We start from the raw sequence: 18,617 nt of genomic DNA, 5'->3' as shown, positions 1-18,617 counted from the left end.
GTGGAGATTGAATTGCTCCCCTCACACCCGATCCACTGCCTAAAAGATAAAAGAAAAGGCAGCCGGATCAGTGAGTTGCCGATCAGGCTATTCTTGTAATAAGACTTGACGCCAGGTTGATTAATGTAATTCTAACAAACACTGATCAAAAAAGCGCCAATGTAGATACATTTTTTGTGACTCATTGTTCATTTTTTGTCCTTCCGTAGCCCTCTGCAACGCTTTGCGCTATCATTCGCGGCAATTTTCCTGTCCCTTTTCAAGACTGACCCAACTCCTGCTCCGACGAGGCTTCCTGATGTTGCAACTGCGAGGCGCACCCGCTCTTTCCGCTTTCCGTTCCGGCAAACTGCTGGCCCAGCTTCAGGCTGCGGCTCCACAAATCACTGGCCTGTATGCCGAATACCTGCACCTTGCCGAACTGGATGGCACGCTGGACTCCAAACAGCAACAACTGCTGGAAGCCTTGCTGAGCTACGGCCCTGCTGCTGACCGCCAGACGCTGGAAGGCGAAGTTTTTGTGGTGGTACCAAGACTGGGCACCCAGTCACCCTGGTCTTCCAAAGCCACTGACATTGCCCGCAACTCTGGCTTAAACCAGGTGCAACGTCTGGAACGCGGCATTGTTTATGCCTTGCAGGTCAGTCAGCCGCTCAACGCCGATCAGGCCGACAAGGTCAGCGCCCTGCTGCATGACCGCATGACTGAAACCCTGCTGCGTGATATCAGCGCCACGGCAGCCCTGTTCCGTCACGAAAGCCCAAGACCACTGGGCAGCGTGGACATTCTGGGTGGTGGCCGCGAAGCACTGGTCAAAGCCAATGGCAGTCTGGGGCTGGCGTTGGCCGAAGATGAGATCGACTACCTGGTGAAAAGTTTCACCGAGCTGGGACGCAACCCCAACGACGTGGAACTGATGATGTTTGCTCAGGCCAATTCCGAGCACTGCCGCCACAAGATTTTTAATGCCAGCTGGATCATTGATGGTGAAACCTCACCTCACTCGCTGTTTGGCATGATTCGCAACACCCATAAACTGGCACCGGAAGGTGTGCTGTCCGCCTACAAAGACAATGCTGCAGTTATTGAAGGCTTTGAAGCGCCACGCTTCTTTCCACAACCGGGCAACCAGCAATGGAATGTAGTGCATGAGCCCACCCACATCCTGATGAAGGTGGAAACCCACAACCACCCAACCGCCATTGCGCCCTTCCCTGGTGCAGCCACTGGTGCTGGTGGTGAAATCCGTGATGAAGGTGCCACCGGCATTGGCTCCAAACCCAAGGCTGGCCTGACCGGTTTTACCGTTTCCAACCTGCGTATTCCCGGCTACACCCAGCCCTGGGAACAACAGGACTACGGCAAACCCGAGCGCATTGTGTCGGCACTGGACATCATGATTGACGGCCCCCTGGGTGGTGCCGCCTTCAACAACGAATTCGGTCGCCCCAACCTGAATGGTTATTTCCGGACCTATGAAGAAGATGCACCCGGCCTGAATGGCCTTGAGCGTCGCGGCTACCACAAACCCATCATGCTGGCCGGTGGTCTGGGTAACATTCGCCCGAATCATGTTGAAAAGGGTGAAATTCCGGTTGGCGCCAAGCTGATTGTGTTGGGTGGCCCGGCCATGAACATTGGCCTGGGTGGTGGCGCGGCTTCCTCCATGGCAACGGGCTCATCCAGCGCCGATCTGGATTTTGCATCCGTACAGCGTGACAACGCCGAAATCGAACGCCGTGCGCAGGAGGTCATTGACCGCTGCTGGGGACTGGGCGACAAGAACCCGATTTGTTTCATTCACGATGTGGGAGCTGGCGGCCTGTCCAACGCCCTGCCGGAACTGGTCAAGGACGGTGAACGCGGCGGCCTGTTTGACCTGCGCGCCGTGCCCAACGCAGAACCCGGCATGAGCCCGCTGGAAATCTGGTGCAACGAAGCTCAGGAGCGTTATGTACTCGCCGTGGCTGCAGAAAACCTGGCGCTGTTTGACCAGCTCTGCCAGCGTGAGCGTGCCCCTTATGCAGTCGTGGGTGAAGCCACCGAAGCCCACCACCTGACCGTGGCGGACGGCCACTTCAACAGCAAACCCGTGGACCTGCCGATGAGTGTGCTGTTCGGCAAACCACCGAAAATGCAACGCAGCTTTGAACGCCAGACCCTGCAACTGCCCGCCTTGCAACTGCAAGGCATCACCATCACTGATGCGGCACGCCGGGTACTGCAACTGCCAACGGTAGCCAGCAAACAATTCCTCATCACCATCGGCGACCGCAGTGTCACCGGTCTGGTGGCCCGTGATCAGATGGTTGGCCCCTGGCAGGTGCCGGTGGCAGATTGCGCCGTCACCACCACCACACCTTTCACCCACACCGGTGAAGCCATGGCGATGGGCGAGCGCACCCCACTGGCACTGATCAACCCGGCTGCATCCGGTCGCATGGCCGTGGCAGAAACCCTCACCAACCTGGCTGCTGCGTCCATCCGCCAGTTGAGTGATGTCAAACTCTCCGCCAACTGGATGTCTGCCGCCAATCACCCCGGTGAAAACCAGGCACTTTACGACACAGTCTTTGCCGTGGGCATGGAACTCTGCCCGCAACTGGGCATTGCCATTCCGGTCGGCAAGGACTCCATGTCCATGCGCACCCAGTGGCAGGATCAATCCGGTGCAGACAAGTCAGTGACTTCCCCCTTGTCACTGGTGGTCAGTGGTTTTGCTCCGGTCACTGATGCACGCCGCACCCTGACCCCGCAACTGCGCACTGACCTGGGCGAAACCGATCTGCTGCTGATCGACCTGGGTCGTGGCCAGAATCGTCTGGGTGGTTCAGCACTGGCGCAGGTGTACAACCAGCTCGGCAACGAAGCGCCGGACCTGGATGATGCCGAAGACCTGAAAGCCTTTTTTGCCGTGATCCAGGGGCTGAATGCAGACAACAAGCTGCTGGCCTACCATGACCGCTCCGATGGCGGCCTGTTTGCCACCTTGGCGGAAATGGCCTTTGCCGGTCACACCGGCCTGGACATCAAACTGGACCTGCTGGCCAGCAACCCGGAAGAAGCGCTGGCAGCATTGTTCAGCGAAGAAGTGGGGGCCGTTTTACAGATACGTCAGACCGACACCGAAGATGTGCTGGTACAACTGGCGGCGGCCGGACTGGGCGACTGCGCTCAGGTTATCGGCCATCCGGCAACTGATGACCTGCTGAGCTTCTCACTGGACGGTGAACTGCTGTTGCAGGCCAGCCGTGTGGAATACCAGCGCCTGTGGGCTGAAACCAGCTACCGCATCCAGGCACTGCGTGACAATGCTGAATGCGCCCTGGAAGAATTCGACAACCTGCTGGATGCTGGCGACCCAGGCATCAGCCCGCTGCTGACGTTTGACAGCAACGAAGATCTGGCCGCTCCCTTCCTGCACCTGCAACAACGCCCGAAAGTGGCAATCCTGCGCGAGCAGGGAGTCAACAGCCACATGGAAATGGCTGCCGCCTTCCATCGTGCCGGATTTGATGCCATTGATGTGCACATGAGTGACTTGATGGCACAGCGCATCCAGCTGCAGGACTTCCGTGGCCTGGCTGCCTGTGGTGGCTTCTCCTATGGTGACGTGCTCGGTGCCGGTGGAGGCTGGGCCAAATCCGCCCTGTTCCACCCACAGGTACGTGAAGCCCTGGCCGACTTTTTTGCCCGTGAAGACACCTTCACCCTGGGCATCTGCAACGGCTGCCAGATGCTGTCCCAACTGAAAGAACTGATTCCCGGTGCGGACCACTGGCCGCGTTTTGTACGCAACCTGTCGGAACAGTTCGAAGCACGGGTTGCCACAGTGGAAATCCAGAAAACCAACTCCATCCTGCTGGCTGGCATGGAAGGCTCCCGCCTGCCGATTGCCGTTTCTCACGGCGAAGGGCGTGCAGAGTTCCGTGGTGCAGACCACCTGCAACAGCTGGAAAACAGCGGCAGCATTGCCCTGCGTTATGTCGACAACCGGGGTGAAGTCACCCAGCGTTACCCCTTCAACCCCAATGGTTCACCGGCTGGCATTACCGGCCTGACCAGCCTGGATGGCCGCGCCACCATCATGATGCCTCACCCCGAGCGCGTGGCTCGCAGTGTCAGCAACTCCTGGCATCCGGACAACTGGGGTGACCAGGGACCCTGGCAGCGCCTGTTTGCCAATGCCCGCAAATGGGTGGGATGATGAACGTTATACGTTAGGAGGTACGGGGTGTAATGACTCCACCACTCAGCCAGGGATCGCTGACTAACTGGAACTGAACCGGGTGATGCCTATCGGGTGTTGGTAGGCTGTCTGCGACAGGACGTCGCGGCAGAGCTTACAGGGATGTATTCACGCGTCCTGACAACACCCGACAGGCGGCACCGACTCTTGAGGAGCAATCATGACCATCAAACGCTTTATCGCCGGGGCCGTCTGCCCCAAATGCGGTGCCATGGATCGCCTCAAGGCCTGGCAGGAAGACCGCTTCCAGCATCGGGAATGTGTTGAGTGTGGTTTCACCGACTCCATGAGTCTGGACATGCCGGAAGAACTGCCAACACGCGTCAATCAGACAGAACCCGACCCCAAGGATGAAATCCAGGTCGTCAAACTGATCCAGTAAAACATTGATTCAGTAAAAATTGACGCAATAAAAAAAGGGTGAGCCACCCCAGGTGCTCACCCTTTTTCATTGCCGGACTTTATTGCCCGAGCGACAACCGCATCAACCCAGCGCAGCAGTGATGGTGTTGTACTTCTCCATCAGCTCGTCTTTGCTCTCAACATGGTTCGGGTCTTTCGGAATACACTCCACCGGACACACATTCACACACTGTGGCTCATCATAATGACCCACACACTCGGTGCACAGGTTGGGGTCAATCACATAGATCTCGTCGCCCTGGGAAATGGCACCATTGGGGCATTCCGGTTCACATACATCACAGTTGATGCATTCATCAGTAATGTACAAAGCCATACACTTTGACCTCTTTTATCAAGTAGCGGGTGGGCTTTCAGCCTGAGACGGGCAGTTTTATGTTTTGGTTCATGCCCCGGAGGCATATTTTTTCTTCAGTGCATCCACCACACAGGGATGCACAAACTTGCTGACATCACCACCAAGACTGGCCACTTCCCGCACCAGCGTTGATGCAATGAAAGACAGATGCTCAGAGGGAGTCAGAAACACACTTTCCACTTCTGACGACATGGCCCGATTCAGGTTCGCCAGTTGCAGCTCGTACTCAAAATCAGATACCGCACGCAGACCACGCAGAATCACCCTGGCTTGTTGCTGCCGAAGAAACTCCGTTAACAGGCCATCAAAACCCACCACTTCAACATTGGAGTGATGAGCCAGCACCTGCCGCGCCAGCTGCACCCGGGTATCCAGATCCAGTGCCGGGCGTTTGCCGGGGCTGGCCGCCACTGCCACCAGCACGCGATCAAAAATGCGCGCAGCACGTGCCACCAGATCACTGTGGCCATGGGTGATGGGGTCAAAGGTTCCAGGATAAACCACTAAACTCATGAACACCTCGCAACCACATCAATAAACCCCAGGCGGGTCTGCCCGAAAGAAGCGCATCTTACCGAAAAGCCAGCAGGCGCTCAAATAACCTTTTTATCTGGCGTACAAACTGAATTGCACTTCACCGGCCTGCTTTTCTTTCTGCAACTGCCAGTCAGTGGGTAACTGCACAGCTTCACCATGGCGTGCCTGCTCAACATAAATCAAAGCATCGGCTGTCAGCCAGCCTCCACTCTCCAGAAGTTCTGCCACTGGCTGCAACAGGCCTGCCTGAAAAGGCGGGTCCAGAAACACCAGGCTGAAAGGCTCAACAGGCTGGGTCTGCAACCAATGACAAACATCCGCATTAACCAGTTGCAGACGCTCTCCAGCCAGGGGTGACAATAACTCGCGTAACTGTTTGGCAACCCGCGGATCTCGCTCAACAGCGGTGACACTTGAAGCTCCGCGACTTAATGCCTCGGCCGCCAGCGCACCACTACCCGTAAAAGCATCCAGACAACGCCGACCGGGTAACTGAAACTGCAGCCAGTTGAACAGGGTTTCCCGCACCCGATCCGGTGTTGGACGTAAACCTTCGGCATCCGGCACCGGCAGCTTGCGCCCCCGCCACTCACCGCCAATAATGCGCACCTGCCCCTGCGGGTCAGGCCGTGGTGATTTGTGTGCTGATCTGGGCATGACTCACCTGCATTGGAGTTGATTGACTGAACCTTACCTTGCCCGGCTGGCTGCTACCGTCCAGAGCAGGCAGGTGATAGGATAACGCATTCACTAAACGATTAAGAAAAAGATCCCCATGCTCGGACTCTTCAAGCGCGATAAAAAAAAGCCGGACACCAGTCCCGACAACTCATCAATAACAACTGCCAAACCTGCCGAACAGCCTGGCAGCGGCCTTTTTGCACGTCTTAAACAGGGCCTGGCAAAAACCCGCAATGGCCTGGCCGACCTGTTTCTGGGTGCCCGAAAAATTGATGACGAGCTACTGGAAGAACTGGAAACCCGCCTGCTGATGGCTGATGTGGGCATGACCGCCACCCGCGAGATCATCCAGAAACTGACCGAACAGGTCAGCCGGGATCAGTTAAAAGATTCAGATGCCCTTTTTGCCGCATTAAAAGAAGAACTCAAATCCCTGCTGCTACCCGTCAGCCAGCCACTGGAATTGAACCTGGCATCCGGCAAGCCACAAGTCATCCTGATGGTTGGTGTTAATGGTGTTGGTAAAACCACCACCATTGGCAAGCTGACCAGAAAATACCTGGGCGAAGGCCATAAGGTGATGCTGGCAGCCGGTGACACCTTCCGGGCCGCTGCCGTTGAACAGCTGAAAGTCTGGGGAGAGCGTAACGAAGTGCCGGTGATCGCCCAACACACCGGCGCTGACAGTGCCAGCGTGATTTTTGATGCCCTGCAAGCCGCCCAGTCTCGCAAGGCTGACCTGCTGATTGCTGATACCGCCGGTCGCCTGCACAATAAGAGCAACCTGATGGAAGAGCTTTCCAAGGTGCGCCGGGTCATGCAAAAGCTGGACCCTGATGCCCCTCACGAAACCCTGCTGGTACTGGATGCGGCCACTGGTCAGAATGCAATCAATCAGGCCCGTCAATTCAACGAATCAGTTCCCTTAACCGGCCTGGTGCTCACCAAGCTGGACGGCACCGCCAAAGGCGGTATTGTATTTGCGCTGGCACGTGAGCTGGGTATTCCTGTTCGGTTTATTGGTGTTGGCGAACAGGTTGATGACCTGAGGGTATTTGATGCCGAGAGTTTTGTTGACGCCTTGCTGGATATCCAGCCAAGTGACTAATGGCCACCGGGAGGGCCAATGATCCAGTTCACCAATGTCTTCAAGCGCTATGAAAGTGGCCATGAAGCGCTGCAGAATGTGACCTTCACCCTTCACGAGGGTGAAATGGCTTTTTTGACCGGCCACTCCGGTGCCGGCAAAAGCACCCTGTTAAAACTGATCATGCGCATGGAAGTGGCCACTCGTGGCCATGTCACCATCGACAGCCTGAATCTCAACAACCTGGCACGCCGCCACATCCCCTACCTGCGCCGTAAAATTGGCGTGGTGTTTCAGGATCACCAGCTGCTGTTCGATCGCAGCGTTTATGACAACGTGGCCCTGCCGCTGGTGATTGAAGGCATGAACCCTCAGGATATCGGCAAGCGCGTGCGCGCAGCCCTGGACAAGGTTGGTTTGTTATCCAAGGAAAAGCTCAATCCCATCATGTTGTCCGGTGGTGAACAGCAGCGTGTTGGTATTGCTCGCGCAGTGGTCAACAAGCCCCCCATCCTGCTGGCGGATGAGCCAACTGGTAACCTGGACCCACAGCTTTCTGCCGAGATCATGCAGTTATTCCGTCAGTTTAATGCCGTGGGTGTCACAGTATTGATTGCCTCGCACGACCTGGACCTGATTTCCCGTATGGGCCTGCGTATGATGGAATTGAGCCAGGGCAGCCTGAAACAGGATGGAGCCTACGCATGATCGGAAAACGTCCCGGCAGCAGCAAACCCAGTGGTGCCACTTTTGCTGATCGGCCGCGCCGCGAGGCCCCACCCAAGGCACCTGCGCGCAAACCAGCCAACCGTCTACGCACTGGCCCCGATCCCAGAACCCAGCGCCCCGGATCAGGCAATCGTCCATCCGGAGTAGGCAAAGCCGCCCGCTTTACCGCCTGGCGGCGTCATCACCTGGCCATGGCAGCTGATAGCCTGGCACGCCTACTGGCTGCCCCTGTCGGCAGCTTGATGACCTGGGCAGTGATTGCCATCGCTTTATCACTGCCTGTAGCGCTTTATGTATTCCTTAACAATGCCCAACTGGTATCCAGTAACTGGGATGGCACTGCGCAGATTTCACTCTATCTGCAAGACAATGTCCGTGATGATGCCGGACGCCGCCTGACTCAGGAGCTGCAATTACGCCCTGAAATAGCAGAAACACGCTACCTGTCTCGTGAACAGGCCCTGGCAGAATTCAAGGAGTTTTCCGGCTTTGGTGAAGCACTGAGTTATCTGGATGACAACCCGCTGCCAGCCGTCATTATTGTGCGCCCATCAGTGATTGGTGTTGATGCACAACAGGCACTGGTGCAGCAGCTTCAACTGCTGCCAGAAGTAGAAGAAGCCCAGTTGGATCTGGCCTGGGTTAAACGCCTTTACCACATCATGGAGCTGGGTCAGCGCATGATCACCGCTCTGGGCCTGCTGCTGGGGCTTGCCGTATTGCTGGTGGTGGGTAATACCATCCGCCTGGCGATTGAAAACCGTCGCCAGGAAATTGTAGTGGTCAAGCTGATCGGTGCCACCGATGCTTTTGTACGCCGCCCCTTTCTTTACACCGGCATCTGGTATGGATTGGGTGGCGGCATCATGGCCTGGTTACTGATCAACCTGTCACTGTTCTGGCTGGACGGACCAGTGCGTTCACTGGCCAGCGCTTATGCCAGTGACTTCAGCCTGATTGGTCTTGGCCTGCAGGATTCACTGCTGTTATTGTTTGGCAGTACCCTGCTGGGCTGGATTGGTGCCTGGATTGCAGTTGGTCGCCATCTGGGTAAAATAGAGCCTCGCTGATGTAGACTCAGGGGAACTCCACCTGGCCCCTGTTGTCTGAGCAATCGCTGATATAACGCCCTCATTTATTCATCTCAGGGTTTTGTTGCACGGAGAACACATGAGCACACAGTTACAAGTTGCCGGCATTCTTTCACCCGGTCGCGACCTTAATGCTTACATTCAGACCGTGAACACCATTCCACTGCTGAGCGCCGAGGAAGAACAGTCACTGGGTTATCGCCTGCAAAATGAAGGCGACCTTGAAGCAGCCCGACTGCTGGTTATGTCTCACCTGCGTTTTGTGGTTCACATTGCCAGAAGTTACAAAGGTTACGGCCTGTCTGAAGCTGACCTGATTCAGGAAGGCAATGTGGGCCTGATGAAAGCCGTTAAACGCTTTGATCCTTCCATGGGTGTACGCCTGGTGTCCTTTGCTGTGCATTGGATCAAGGCAGAAATTCATGAGTTTGTACTGCGTAACTGGCGCATCGTTAAGGTTGCCACCACCAAAGCCCAGCGCAAGCTGTTCTTTAATCTGCGCAGCGCCAAAAAAAGCCTCGGCTGGCTGAATGGTGATGAGGTCAAAGCCATTGCTGCCGATCTGAAAGTGAAGCCGGAAACCGTCAGGGAAATGGAAGGACGCCTGGCATCAGTGGATGCAGCCTTTGATGGCTATGCCGATGATGAAGACGATAGTTATGCTGTAGCCCCTGTCAGCTACCTGGAAGATCAGCGTTATGATCCTGCCCGGATGATTGAGGCAGACAACACCGAGCTGGATGCCACCAGCCGCCTGCAGGAAGCACTATCCAGCCTGGATCAACGCAGTCGTGACATCCTGCAACAACGCTGGCTGAACGACAACAAAGCCACGCTGCACGAACTGGCCGAAGTCTATGGTGTTTCTGCCGAGCGTATCCGGCAGCTGGAAAAGAATGCCATGAACAAGGTTAAGCAGGCCATGCAAGGCGAACTGCTTGCCTGAGTCGAGCTGCGCGGGCCTGAATCAACTTGCCATCCACATAAAACACAGGGCAGCCGCTTGGCTGCCCTGTGTTATTATCCCACAACCCAATCACGCCACATTCAAAGAACGCAACCAGCTTTTCAGCTGTGTGGCCTGCATGGCACCAGCCTGACGGGCAATTTCCTTGCCGCCCTTAAAGACCAGAAGACTTGGAATACTGCGAATCGCGTAGCGTGCTGCCAATGCCTGGTTAGCCTCAGTGTCCAGCTTCACAAATCGAGCCTGGGTTGCCAGGTCTGCGGCTACTTGAGCAAATACTGGCGCCATCATTCGGCAGGGTCCGCACCAACTGGCCCAGAAATCCACCACCACCGGCAAATCGCCCTTTAATACCAGCGCATCAAAAGACTGCTCATTGGCATCAAGAGGAGTGGAGCTGATAACAGGTTGGTGGCACTTGCCACACTTGGGCTGATCAAGCAGCCGCTGTGCGGGCAAACGATTAAGGGCAAGGCAATGAGGGCAGGTCAGATGGATCAGGTCACTCATAAACAACTCCACAATATCAGATACCCCTGATATTGTGGTTGATCGGCAAAATTCAAGCCTGAGCGGCGACAGGCTCCAGCTCAGGCTCCTCAAGCAAGCGAATCTGCTCGATAGCACCATCCGGGTTCTGCAGCAGCATGCAAGAGTAATTCAGTGCCTTCGCCTTGATTTTCAGCTCAGATACCCGTGCCGTTAATTCCTCCGGGCGTGCTGCACTACCCGACGCTACAGTCAAGGCGCCAATTGAAAGGCTCACAAAGGGGAAAAAGCGCTCTACACCAAAACGATCCCGGACATTGATACCACCAGCCTTACGGTTCTCATCGGAATAAAATGCCTGACTCACCCGCGCAAAGTCCTTTGCCATTTCACTCAAACGCTGCTGCCAATCCGGCTTTTGGCACAAGAGCACAAAATCATCCCCACCGATATGCCCAACAAACTCACCCTGCTCGGAAAAATGCCGCTGTAATAGGTCCGCCAGACTGCTTAACAACCTGTCTCCGCGCACATAACCATAAGCATCATTAAAGGCTTTAAACTGATCCAGATCGACATAAGCAAAAACAAAACCGGCACCCTTTGCCAGACGCGTTTCCAGTTCAACGGCAATCGGCTGATTACCCGGCAAAGCAGTCAGCGGGTTGCGGTGGCGTGCATCTTCAACCTGACGCTCAGCATGATTGCGGTAACGCACCACCAAATGACTGAGCAACAGCAACAGGCTGAACAGCACAAAAATAGCCAGGCTACCCAGCACCGAATGCAAACGGGCCTGGCGTATGGCCTGATTCAGATAAGTGGTATTAAGGCCCGCACCCAGTGTCCACTCCCAGGGAGCAAAATAAACGGCATAACTGCTCTTGAGATGAAAGGCATCATTTTTACCCGGTGTTGGCCAGAGGTAATGAACAAAACCACCGCCTTCAATGGCCACCTGATAAAGCTCACGCACCAGGTAACGCCCCTCCGGGTCACGCACATCCAGAATATTGGTACCCACCAGTTCAGCCACACCATTGGCCAGCGAAATACCATCACGGTCACCCACAAAAATATAGTTGCCGCGATCAAAACGAATACTGGAAAGGGCTTGCAATGCTTCGTGTTGTGCTTGAGACAGGGTCAACTCACCGGACAGGTGACGTTGGTGATAGTGATTTAACAGACTGGCTGCGTTCTCAACCAGAAAAATAGTGCCCTGCTCATAACTCTCCTGCAGATGCACCCTGGTTTTATGGATTTCGTAAAGTGTACTGGCCATCAACGCCAGGGCGCAAAAAGCCATGGCTCCCAGAATCCTGAATCCGCGGGTAAAATCCCTGGCCCACTCATTAATTGACACCACACAGCCCACCCTAGCCGAAAAGAGACTCAAGGATTCTAACGGGCGCCCAGAAATTATCAATGGCTTTAAGAAGCGCCATGAACAGTTAGAAAAACATTAAATCTCACTCCTCTCAGATCACGGGCCGCGCCTGGACTCGCATCAATAAAACAAATGGTGTTAAATTAGGAATCGAATGGTATTTTTTTGTAAATGAGTTCAGAGCAAAGAGTGAAAACCGCCCAACAGTCAGCAAGCTTTAAAAAAGCCTTACGGCAACGCACCGCACTCGTCTGGATGCTTTGCTTCGGCTTTATTACCATCATCCTCTTCACCAGCACCACTCAGCTGGCAATCTCTTATCGCACTGCACTGGCTACAGCCACAGAAAGGGCGACCTCCAAAAGCTTCCTGATTGCCGAATGGGTTGAAAAGTCTTTTGAGCTGACCCGGTTTGTGCTGCAGGAAACGGCCAGAGGATTTGATGCACAGGAGCTTATTTACCCCACCACCAACCCCGAGCAGCACGCCCAACAAACCGCATGGATTATTGAACGTGTGCAGCGAGCACCCAACTTTGTTTTTCTTGGCATGCTGGATCGGGATTGTGTTGTGACCCACACCACCATTGGCATCAACCTGGGTTTTGATGCTCTGGCGCATCAGCGTGAATACTGCACCCTGGCACAAAAAGAACCGCTGACAGGCCTGAAAGTCAGCAACATGTTCACCTCGGTTGATCACACCCAGAACGTCACTGTGTCTTACCCGCTGACTGATGCAACAGGAGCGCTTGATGGTTTTGCACTGGCAGGCCTGGATCTGAGCTTTTTTCAGCAGTGGCTGGATTTGATCGAGCTGGAACCACACAACGTGATTACCCTCTACGACCTCAACTCTCGCCTGCTGGCTCGAAAACCCTTTATTGCACAAAACATCGGCATGCAGATTGAAGAAGAACACCTCAACAGAATGGCAAAAAACCCTTCTGAAGAACATTATTCACACCGTTTGATTTCACCTGTGGACGGCATTGAACGCATCTGGTCACTGCGCAGAATTGGTGACCTGCCTTTTATTGTGGTGGTAGGCGAACAAACCAGTGCTGCCATCGCCACCTGGCGCCAGATGCTGTTTCTTTATCTGATTGCTGCAACCAGCCTGTGCTTATCCTTGATTTTTGGTGCCCGCGAATACATCCGCAACTTTCAACAGGCGATGGAAATGCACTTACTGGCCACCACAGACCCACTGACCAGCCTTTCCAATCGACGCTGCTTCAGTGATTCAGCCAACCGCATGTTGAGTCACTACAACACGCTGGCGCACCACAAGACTCAGAACCAGCCACCGGTCCTGATCATGCTGGATATTGATCACTTTAAACAGATCAATGACTGTTACGGCCACGATATTGGCGACCAGGTGCTGATCGACATTTCCCGCGTCATTAAAAGCAAGTGCGGCAAACATCACTTGAGCGCCCGCTGGGGCGGAGAAGAGTTTGTACTGCTGCTACCCAATACCGATCTGAATACTGCCATCGAATTTGCCAACCAGCTGTCGCAACAGATCAGCAAACTTAAGTCTGCACCGGAACGAACCATTACCGCCAGCCTGGGCATAACAACTTATCGAGCCAAAGAAAGCCTGGAAAGCCTTATGAAACGAGCTGATGTTGCACTCTATAATGCCAAGGAACGTGGGCGTAACCGCATCGAAGTTGCTTAAGCACCATCTGATTAATTCTTGTGCCAGATGATGTTGCATTGAAATACGCTCATGACATGAATCAGGCGCTTCTTAAAAAGCAGCGTGGGAGTAAGCTGGGCATGCTGAGGCTGCTGCTGATCACCGCAAGCCTTTATGACGCCAGGCTTTTGATATTACAGAGTATTACTGGTACCGGAAGCCGGACTCGAACCGGCACACCCTTTCGGGCGGCGGATTTTGAATCCGCTGCGTCTACCGATTCCGCCATTCCGGCAATTTGAAGGGCTTGAAACAGTGATTCACTGCTTCGGTAGTGGGCAGCATTATAGGGTTCTTTGCGCCCGAGTCAATCACCTGAATGCAACTCGGGCGCAAAGAAATCAGTTAGTTCGCTTGGTACTAGCCACACGCTTGTCCTTGAGGCGGTGACCCGAAGCGAACTCGTTCACGTTGATCACGTGATCACCAATGCGCTCCAGGCGATTGAGGGCATCAATAAACACCACACCGGCACGCGGCGAGTAGTTACCATTTTCCAGTCGGGAGTAGTGGTTTTCGCGGAACTGGTTGCGCAGCTTGTTGACCTGCTTCTCCATCGCAATCGCCTCTTCCAACTTGATCTGACGCGGCTCACGTGCCACATTCAACACCATGTTCTGGATCGCCTGATGCAGGGCATCCATCATCACCCGGATTTCCTCATAAGCCTCATCCGGCCAGCTGGCCTTGGATTCATGCAGACGATCAGCCAGCTTGGTGATCTGATAATAAATATCAGCAATCCGCTCCAGATCGTTAATCATGGTCTGCATGTTGCGAATACGTTCGGTCAGCTCATGCTCAAGGTTGGTCCGCTCACTGATGCGCACCAGATAATCGGAAATTTCGATTTCCAACTGATCAGTGGTTTTTTCGTACTGGCGAATTTTCTGAGCCAGCTTTTCACGATCGGCTTCAGGATCAAACAGCAACTCACTGACACCGGCATGCATCTTTTCAATGACACCGGCAAACTGCTGGATTTCCTTCTGTGCCTGCTCCACAGAGATCAAGGGGGAAGTCATCAAACCAGAACTGATGTGGCGCAGATGGAATTCATCGGCTTCTCCACCCCGATCCGGCTGAATGTACTCCACAAAGCGCACAATCAACGGTACAAAGGCAAACAACAGCAGCACGTTCAGCACGTTAAAAGTGGTGTGGAACAGTGACAGCGCCAGGGTGGCGTTGGCACGTGCCTCAGGGGCACCACTCAGTACCGACACCGGCAAATCGGTGAAAAACTGCACAACCATATCCAGCAGATGCAGTATCGGAAAAATAATCACCATCATCCAGGTCACCCCGATGATGTTGAAGAAGAAGTGGAAACGTGCTGCTCGTTTGGCGTGTACATTCCCCACCAGCGCTGCGATGTTGGCGGTCACCGTGGTACCGATGTTTTCACCCAGAATCATGGCCGCCGCTATGGGGAAGGATACCCAGCCTTCAAACAACATCACCAGTGTGATGGCGGTGGCCGCCGAAGAAGACTGGGTCAACAGCGTTAACAGGGTGCCGACAAAAATAAAGAAAATCAGTGACAGGTAGCCGTAATCGGTGAAGCTGTCGAGGAAGGCAAACATCGCCGGGTTGCTGCTGATCTCCGGCACTGACCCCTTGATGAACTCCAGGCCGATAAACAGGATACCAAAACCCACCATGGCCTCAGCGATGTTGCGCCAACGGGCGTTTTTGGAGAAGAGAAACGCAAAGAAAATACCGATCACCGCCAGGGCAATGGGTGTGATTTTGAACTTGAAGCCAAACAGGGCTACCAGCCAGGCAGTGATGGTGGTGCCGATGTTGGCACCCATGATGACCCCAGTGGACTGCACAAAGGTCAACAGACCAGCATTCACAAAACTGACCGCCATCACTGTGGTGGTGGTGGATGACTGGGTAATGGCTGTGGCGCCAAAACCCGTGATAACACCTGTTAAACGGTTACGCGTCATACCGCCCAGGATGCTTTTCAGGCGGTTGCCGGCAATCTTCTGCAAGCCCTCACTGAAAATTTTCATGCCGAAGATGAATATCCCCAGTGCACCAATGAGCTGGAGAAAATCAAACAGCGAATAAGTCATGAATCACCACTTAGTATTGTCGGCTATTACAGAAAGATGACAGATTTTTTACTGGCAGGATTATAGCCGTAACTGACCGCTCACATACATACCTGCATCAAACTTGTTCCCGACCAGGCAACCGGCTTTCCATGACCAAGCCCTGTTTCTGGGGTAAAATGCCGCGTTTTCTTCCATCCCTGAGCCATGACCCATGCAACGCAGTGACTTTCATTTTGACCTGCCCGATGAATTGATTGCCCGCTTTCCAACCGCGGAGCGACGGGGCTCGCGCCTGTTGGTGTTAAAGGATCAGCAGCTTGAGCATCGCCAGTTCCCGGACCTGCTGGATTACCTGCAACCCGGCGACCTGATGGTGTTTAACAATACCCGTGTGATTCCGGCCCGGTTATTCGGCCAAAAGGCCACAGGCGGCAAGATAGAGGTTTTGATTGAGCGACCGCTGGATGAACACCGCGCTCTGGCTCATATCCGCGCCAGCAAAGCACCGAAACAGGGGAGTCGTCTGTTGCTGGAAGGCGGCATCGAAGCCGAGTGCACGGGGCGTCAGGGTGCGCTGTTCTGCCTCACCTTTCTGGGTGATACACCGCTGCTGCAACTGCTGGAACAGCACGGCCATCTGCCACTGCCCCCTTACATCGACCGGGCCGATGCCGAGGAAGACCGTGAGCGCTATCAGACGGTTTATGCCCAGCGCCCCGGTGCGGTGGCAGCGCCCACTGCCGGACTGCACTTTGACGAAGCCCTGCTGCAGCAGATCCGTGACAAGGGTGTGCAGACTGCCTTTGTCACCCTGCACGTGGGTGCCGGTACGTTTCAACCGGTCAAGGCAGACCGCCTGGAAGACCATGAAATGCACAGTGAATGGCTGGAAGTGACGGCCGAAGTTGCTGCCCAGGTTCAGGCCACACAGGCTGCTGGTGGACGAATCATTGCTGTTGGTACCACCAGTGTGCGCTGCCTGGAAACCGCCAGTCAGTCCGGTGAAATCCATCCTTATACCGGCGAAACCAGTATCTTCATTTATCCCGGCTACCGCTGGCGGTGTGTTGATCTGCTGGTGACCAACTTTCACCTGCCTGAATCCACCCTGCTGATGCTGGTCAGCAGTTTTGCCGGTTATCAGCTGGTGATGCAGGCCTATCAGGCGGCAGTGGCCGAGCAGTATCGCTTTTTCAGTTACGGGGATGCCATGCTGTTGTTTCGCAACCCAGACCAAACCCACCCAGAAAAGGGCTGATTGACCCATGCGCTCCGAATGTTTCATGCAGTTTGACCTACTGAAGACCGATGGCAAGGCCCGCCGCGGTCGCATCAGCTTTCCCCGTGGCACCATTGAAACACCAGCATTCATGCCAGTGGGTACCTATGGCACAGTAAAAGGCATCCTGCCGCGTGATGTAGAAGACCTGGGCGCTGAAATTGTGCTGGGCAATACCTTTCACCTGATGCTGAAACCCGGTACCGATGTTATTGAAGCCCATGGTGACCTGCATGACTTTATGCAATGGCAAAAACCCATCCTGACTGATTCCGGTGGTTTTCAGGTGTTTTCCCTGGGTGACCTGCGCAAGATCACTGAGCAGGGTGTGCATTTTCGTTCCCCTCACGATGGGGCCAAGGTGTTTATGGGGCCAGAAGAATCCATGGCGGTTCAGCGCAAACTGGGTTCCGATATCGTGATGATTTTTGATGAGTGCACCCCTTATCCAGCCAGCTTCTCTGAAGCGGAAACCTCCATGGAGCTGTCGCTGCGCTGGGCAAAACGCTCTCGCATTGCTCATGCCGACAGCCCTTCAGCACTGTTTGGCATCATTCAGGGTGGCATGTACCCAGACCTGCGCAAGCGCTCGCTGGAAGGACTGCTGGAAATCGGCTTTGATGGCATGGCCATCGGTGGCCTGTCAGTGGGTGAACCCAAGGAAGAAATGATCAAAACCCTGGACTACCTACCGGCATTGATGCCAACAGACAAACCTCGCTACCTGATGGGGGTTGGCAAACCGGAAGATCTGGTGGAAGCCGTGCGCCGGGGTGTGGATATGTTTGATTGCGTCATGCCGACCCGCAACGCGCGTAACGGCCACTACTTCACAGCCGAAGGGGTGGTCAAAATCCGCAATGCCAGATACAAGGCTGATACTGGCCCGATTGAAGAAGGTTGTGACTGCCACGCCTGTCAGAACTTCTCCCGCAGTTACCTGCACCACCTGGATCGCAGTGGTGAAATGCTTGGGGCCATGCTGGGCACCATTCATAACCTGCGCCACTACCAACGCTTGATGGCCGGTTTGCGTCAGGCGATAGAAGCAGGTAAATTGACGGGCTTTGTGGATGAGTTTTATTCGCGGCGCGGCCTGCCAACTCCCGAGCTGGCCTGAGCAACACTGAAAAAAGTTTTAAACATCAACCCGTCATACTGACACTAACAATCCGTCACTTTGACATTAACAACCCGAGGAGCCCTCAATGGACTTTTTCATCTCTGCCGCCCACGCCGATGCCGGTGGTGCCAGCCCCATCTCCAGCATCATCATGCTGGTTGGTTTTGTTGCCATTTTCTACTTCCTGCTGATTCGTCCGCAGCAGAAGCGTGCCAAGGAACATAAAAACCTGCTGGCCGAACTGGCCAAGGGCGATGAAGTGACGCTGGCCGGTGGCCTGATGGGTCGCATCACCAAGGTGACTGAAGAGTTCCTGGTCCTTGAAATTGCGCAGGACACCTCCATTAAGGTCCAGAAAGCAGCAGTCACTGCTGTGCTGCCCAAGGGAACCCTGAAAGCCGTGGAAGCTGAATAATCCACGTTTCCCAACAACCC

16 protein-coding genes and 1 tRNA gene are annotated in these 18,617 nt (G+C 54.6%); 10 read left to right on the top strand and 7 right to left on the bottom strand.

Going from position 1 to position 18,617, the window contains the following annotated elements; all coding sequences use genetic code 11:
• Positions 1-298: 298 nt before the first annotated feature.
• Positions 299-4,207 (top strand): phosphoribosylformylglycinamidine synthase, encoded by a 3,909-nt coding sequence (purL, locus tag BT114_RS05795; RefSeq protein ID WP_072325410.1) that lies wholly within the window; start codon positions 299-301, stop codon positions 4,205-4,207.
• A gap of 202 nt (positions 4,208-4,409) precedes the next feature.
• Complete coding sequence (locus BT114_RS05790) at positions 4,410-4,631, top strand: YheV family putative zinc ribbon protein (protein ID WP_072325409.1); 222 nt, start codon at positions 4,410-4,412, stop codon at positions 4,629-4,631.
• Between the two features lie 102 nt (positions 4,632-4,733).
• On the opposite strand, the gene BT114_RS05785 is transcribed toward BT114_RS05790, so the two are convergent.
• The 3 genes from BT114_RS05785 to rsmD form a co-directional block, all read right to left on the bottom strand.
• On the bottom strand, positions 4,734-4,988 hold the full coding sequence (locus BT114_RS05785; protein WP_072325408.1) for a YfhL family 4Fe-4S dicluster ferredoxin: 255 nt from the start codon (positions 4,986-4,988) through the stop codon (positions 4,734-4,736).
• 69 nt (positions 4,989-5,057) lie between these two features.
• Entirely contained in the window at positions 5,058-5,543 is a 486-nt protein-coding gene (coaD, locus tag BT114_RS05780) for a pantetheine-phosphate adenylyltransferase (RefSeq protein WP_072325407.1), read from the bottom strand.
• A gap of 93 nt (positions 5,544-5,636) precedes the next feature.
• Positions 5,637-6,224: a 16S rRNA (guanine(966)-N(2))-methyltransferase RsmD gene (rsmD, locus tag BT114_RS05775; RefSeq protein ID WP_072325406.1), complete on the bottom strand. Its 588-nt coding sequence runs from the start codon at positions 6,222-6,224 to the stop codon at positions 5,637-5,639.
• Between the two features lie 118 nt (positions 6,225-6,342).
• Between rsmD and ftsY the strand changes: the two genes are divergently transcribed.
• From ftsY to rpoH, 4 genes are all read left to right on the top strand, one after another.
• Positions 6,343-7,356: a signal recognition particle-docking protein FtsY gene (gene ftsY, locus BT114_RS05770; RefSeq protein WP_072325405.1), complete on the top strand. Its 1,014-nt coding sequence runs from the start codon at positions 6,343-6,345 to the stop codon at positions 7,354-7,356.
• 18 nt (positions 7,357-7,374) lie between these two features.
• The gene (ftsE, locus tag BT114_RS05765) at positions 7,375-8,043 is read left to right on the top strand and encodes a cell division ATP-binding protein FtsE (RefSeq protein WP_072325404.1); all 669 of its coding nucleotides are present in this window, start codon (positions 7,375-7,377) and stop codon (positions 8,041-8,043) included.
• A complete protein-coding gene (ftsX, locus tag BT114_RS05760; RefSeq protein WP_072325403.1) occupies positions 8,040-9,134 on the top strand; it encodes a permease-like cell division protein FtsX in 1,095 nt (364 codons plus the stop codon). The genes ftsE and ftsX overlap by 4 nt, the downstream gene beginning before the upstream one ends.
• 100 nt (positions 9,135-9,234) lie before the next feature.
• The gene (gene rpoH, locus BT114_RS05755; RefSeq protein ID WP_072325402.1) at positions 9,235-10,101 is read left to right on the top strand and encodes an RNA polymerase sigma factor RpoH; all 867 of its coding nucleotides are present in this window, start codon (positions 9,235-9,237) and stop codon (positions 10,099-10,101) included.
• Between the two features lie 90 nt (positions 10,102-10,191).
• On the opposite strand, the gene trxC is transcribed toward rpoH, so the two are convergent.
• Together trxC and BT114_RS05745 are read right to left on the bottom strand one after the other, a co-directional pair.
• Positions 10,192-10,632, bottom strand: a complete 441-nt coding sequence (trxC, locus tag BT114_RS05750) for a thioredoxin TrxC (RefSeq protein ID WP_072325401.1) — start codon at positions 10,630-10,632, stop codon at positions 10,192-10,194.
• 52 nt (positions 10,633-10,684) lie between these two features.
• Positions 10,685-11,920: a cache domain-containing protein gene (locus BT114_RS05745; protein ID WP_072325400.1), complete on the bottom strand. Its 1,236-nt coding sequence runs from the start codon at positions 11,918-11,920 to the stop codon at positions 10,685-10,687.
• Between the two features lie 270 nt (positions 11,921-12,190).
• On the opposite strand from BT114_RS05745, the gene BT114_RS05740 reads away from it, so the two are divergent.
• Positions 12,191-13,690 (top strand): GGDEF domain-containing protein, encoded by a 1,500-nt coding sequence (locus BT114_RS05740; protein ID WP_177247052.1) that lies wholly within the window; start codon positions 12,191-12,193, stop codon positions 13,688-13,690.
• Positions 13,691-13,859: 169 nt separating this feature from the next.
• Here BT114_RS05740 and BT114_RS05735 read toward each other — a convergent pair.
• Both BT114_RS05735 and BT114_RS05730 read right to left on the bottom strand, forming a co-directional pair.
• Positions 13,860-13,946 (bottom strand) — tRNA-Leu (locus tag BT114_RS05735).
• Between the two features lie 106 nt (positions 13,947-14,052).
• Positions 14,053-15,798, bottom strand: a complete 1,746-nt coding sequence (locus tag BT114_RS05730) for a Na/Pi cotransporter family protein (RefSeq protein ID WP_072325398.1) — start codon at positions 15,796-15,798, stop codon at positions 14,053-14,055.
• Between the two features lie 193 nt (positions 15,799-15,991).
• Between BT114_RS05730 and queA the strand changes: the two genes are divergently transcribed.
• The 3 genes from queA (at position 15,992) to yajC (ending at position 18,597) form a co-directional block, all read left to right on the top strand.
• A complete protein-coding gene (gene queA / locus BT114_RS05725; RefSeq protein ID WP_072325397.1) occupies positions 15,992-17,038 on the top strand; it encodes a tRNA preQ1(34) S-adenosylmethionine ribosyltransferase-isomerase QueA in 1,047 nt (348 codons plus the stop codon).
• Positions 17,039-17,063: 25 nt separating this feature from the next.
• A complete protein-coding gene (gene tgt, locus BT114_RS05720; protein ID WP_072325396.1) occupies positions 17,064-18,179 on the top strand; it encodes a tRNA guanosine(34) transglycosylase Tgt in 1,116 nt (371 codons plus the stop codon).
• Between the two features lie 88 nt (positions 18,180-18,267).
• On the top strand, positions 18,268-18,597 hold the full coding sequence (gene yajC, locus BT114_RS05715; protein ID WP_072325395.1) for a preprotein translocase subunit YajC: 330 nt from the start codon (positions 18,268-18,270) through the stop codon (positions 18,595-18,597).
• Positions 18,598-18,617 lie beyond the last annotated feature (20 nt).

The organism is Marinospirillum alkaliphilum DSM 21637 (genome assembly GCF_900119735.1).
GTDB classification, from domain to species: domain Bacteria; phylum Pseudomonadota; class Gammaproteobacteria; order Pseudomonadales; family Halomonadaceae; genus Marinospirillum; species Marinospirillum alkaliphilum.
This window is presented reverse-complemented; position numbering and strand designations above follow the sequence as displayed.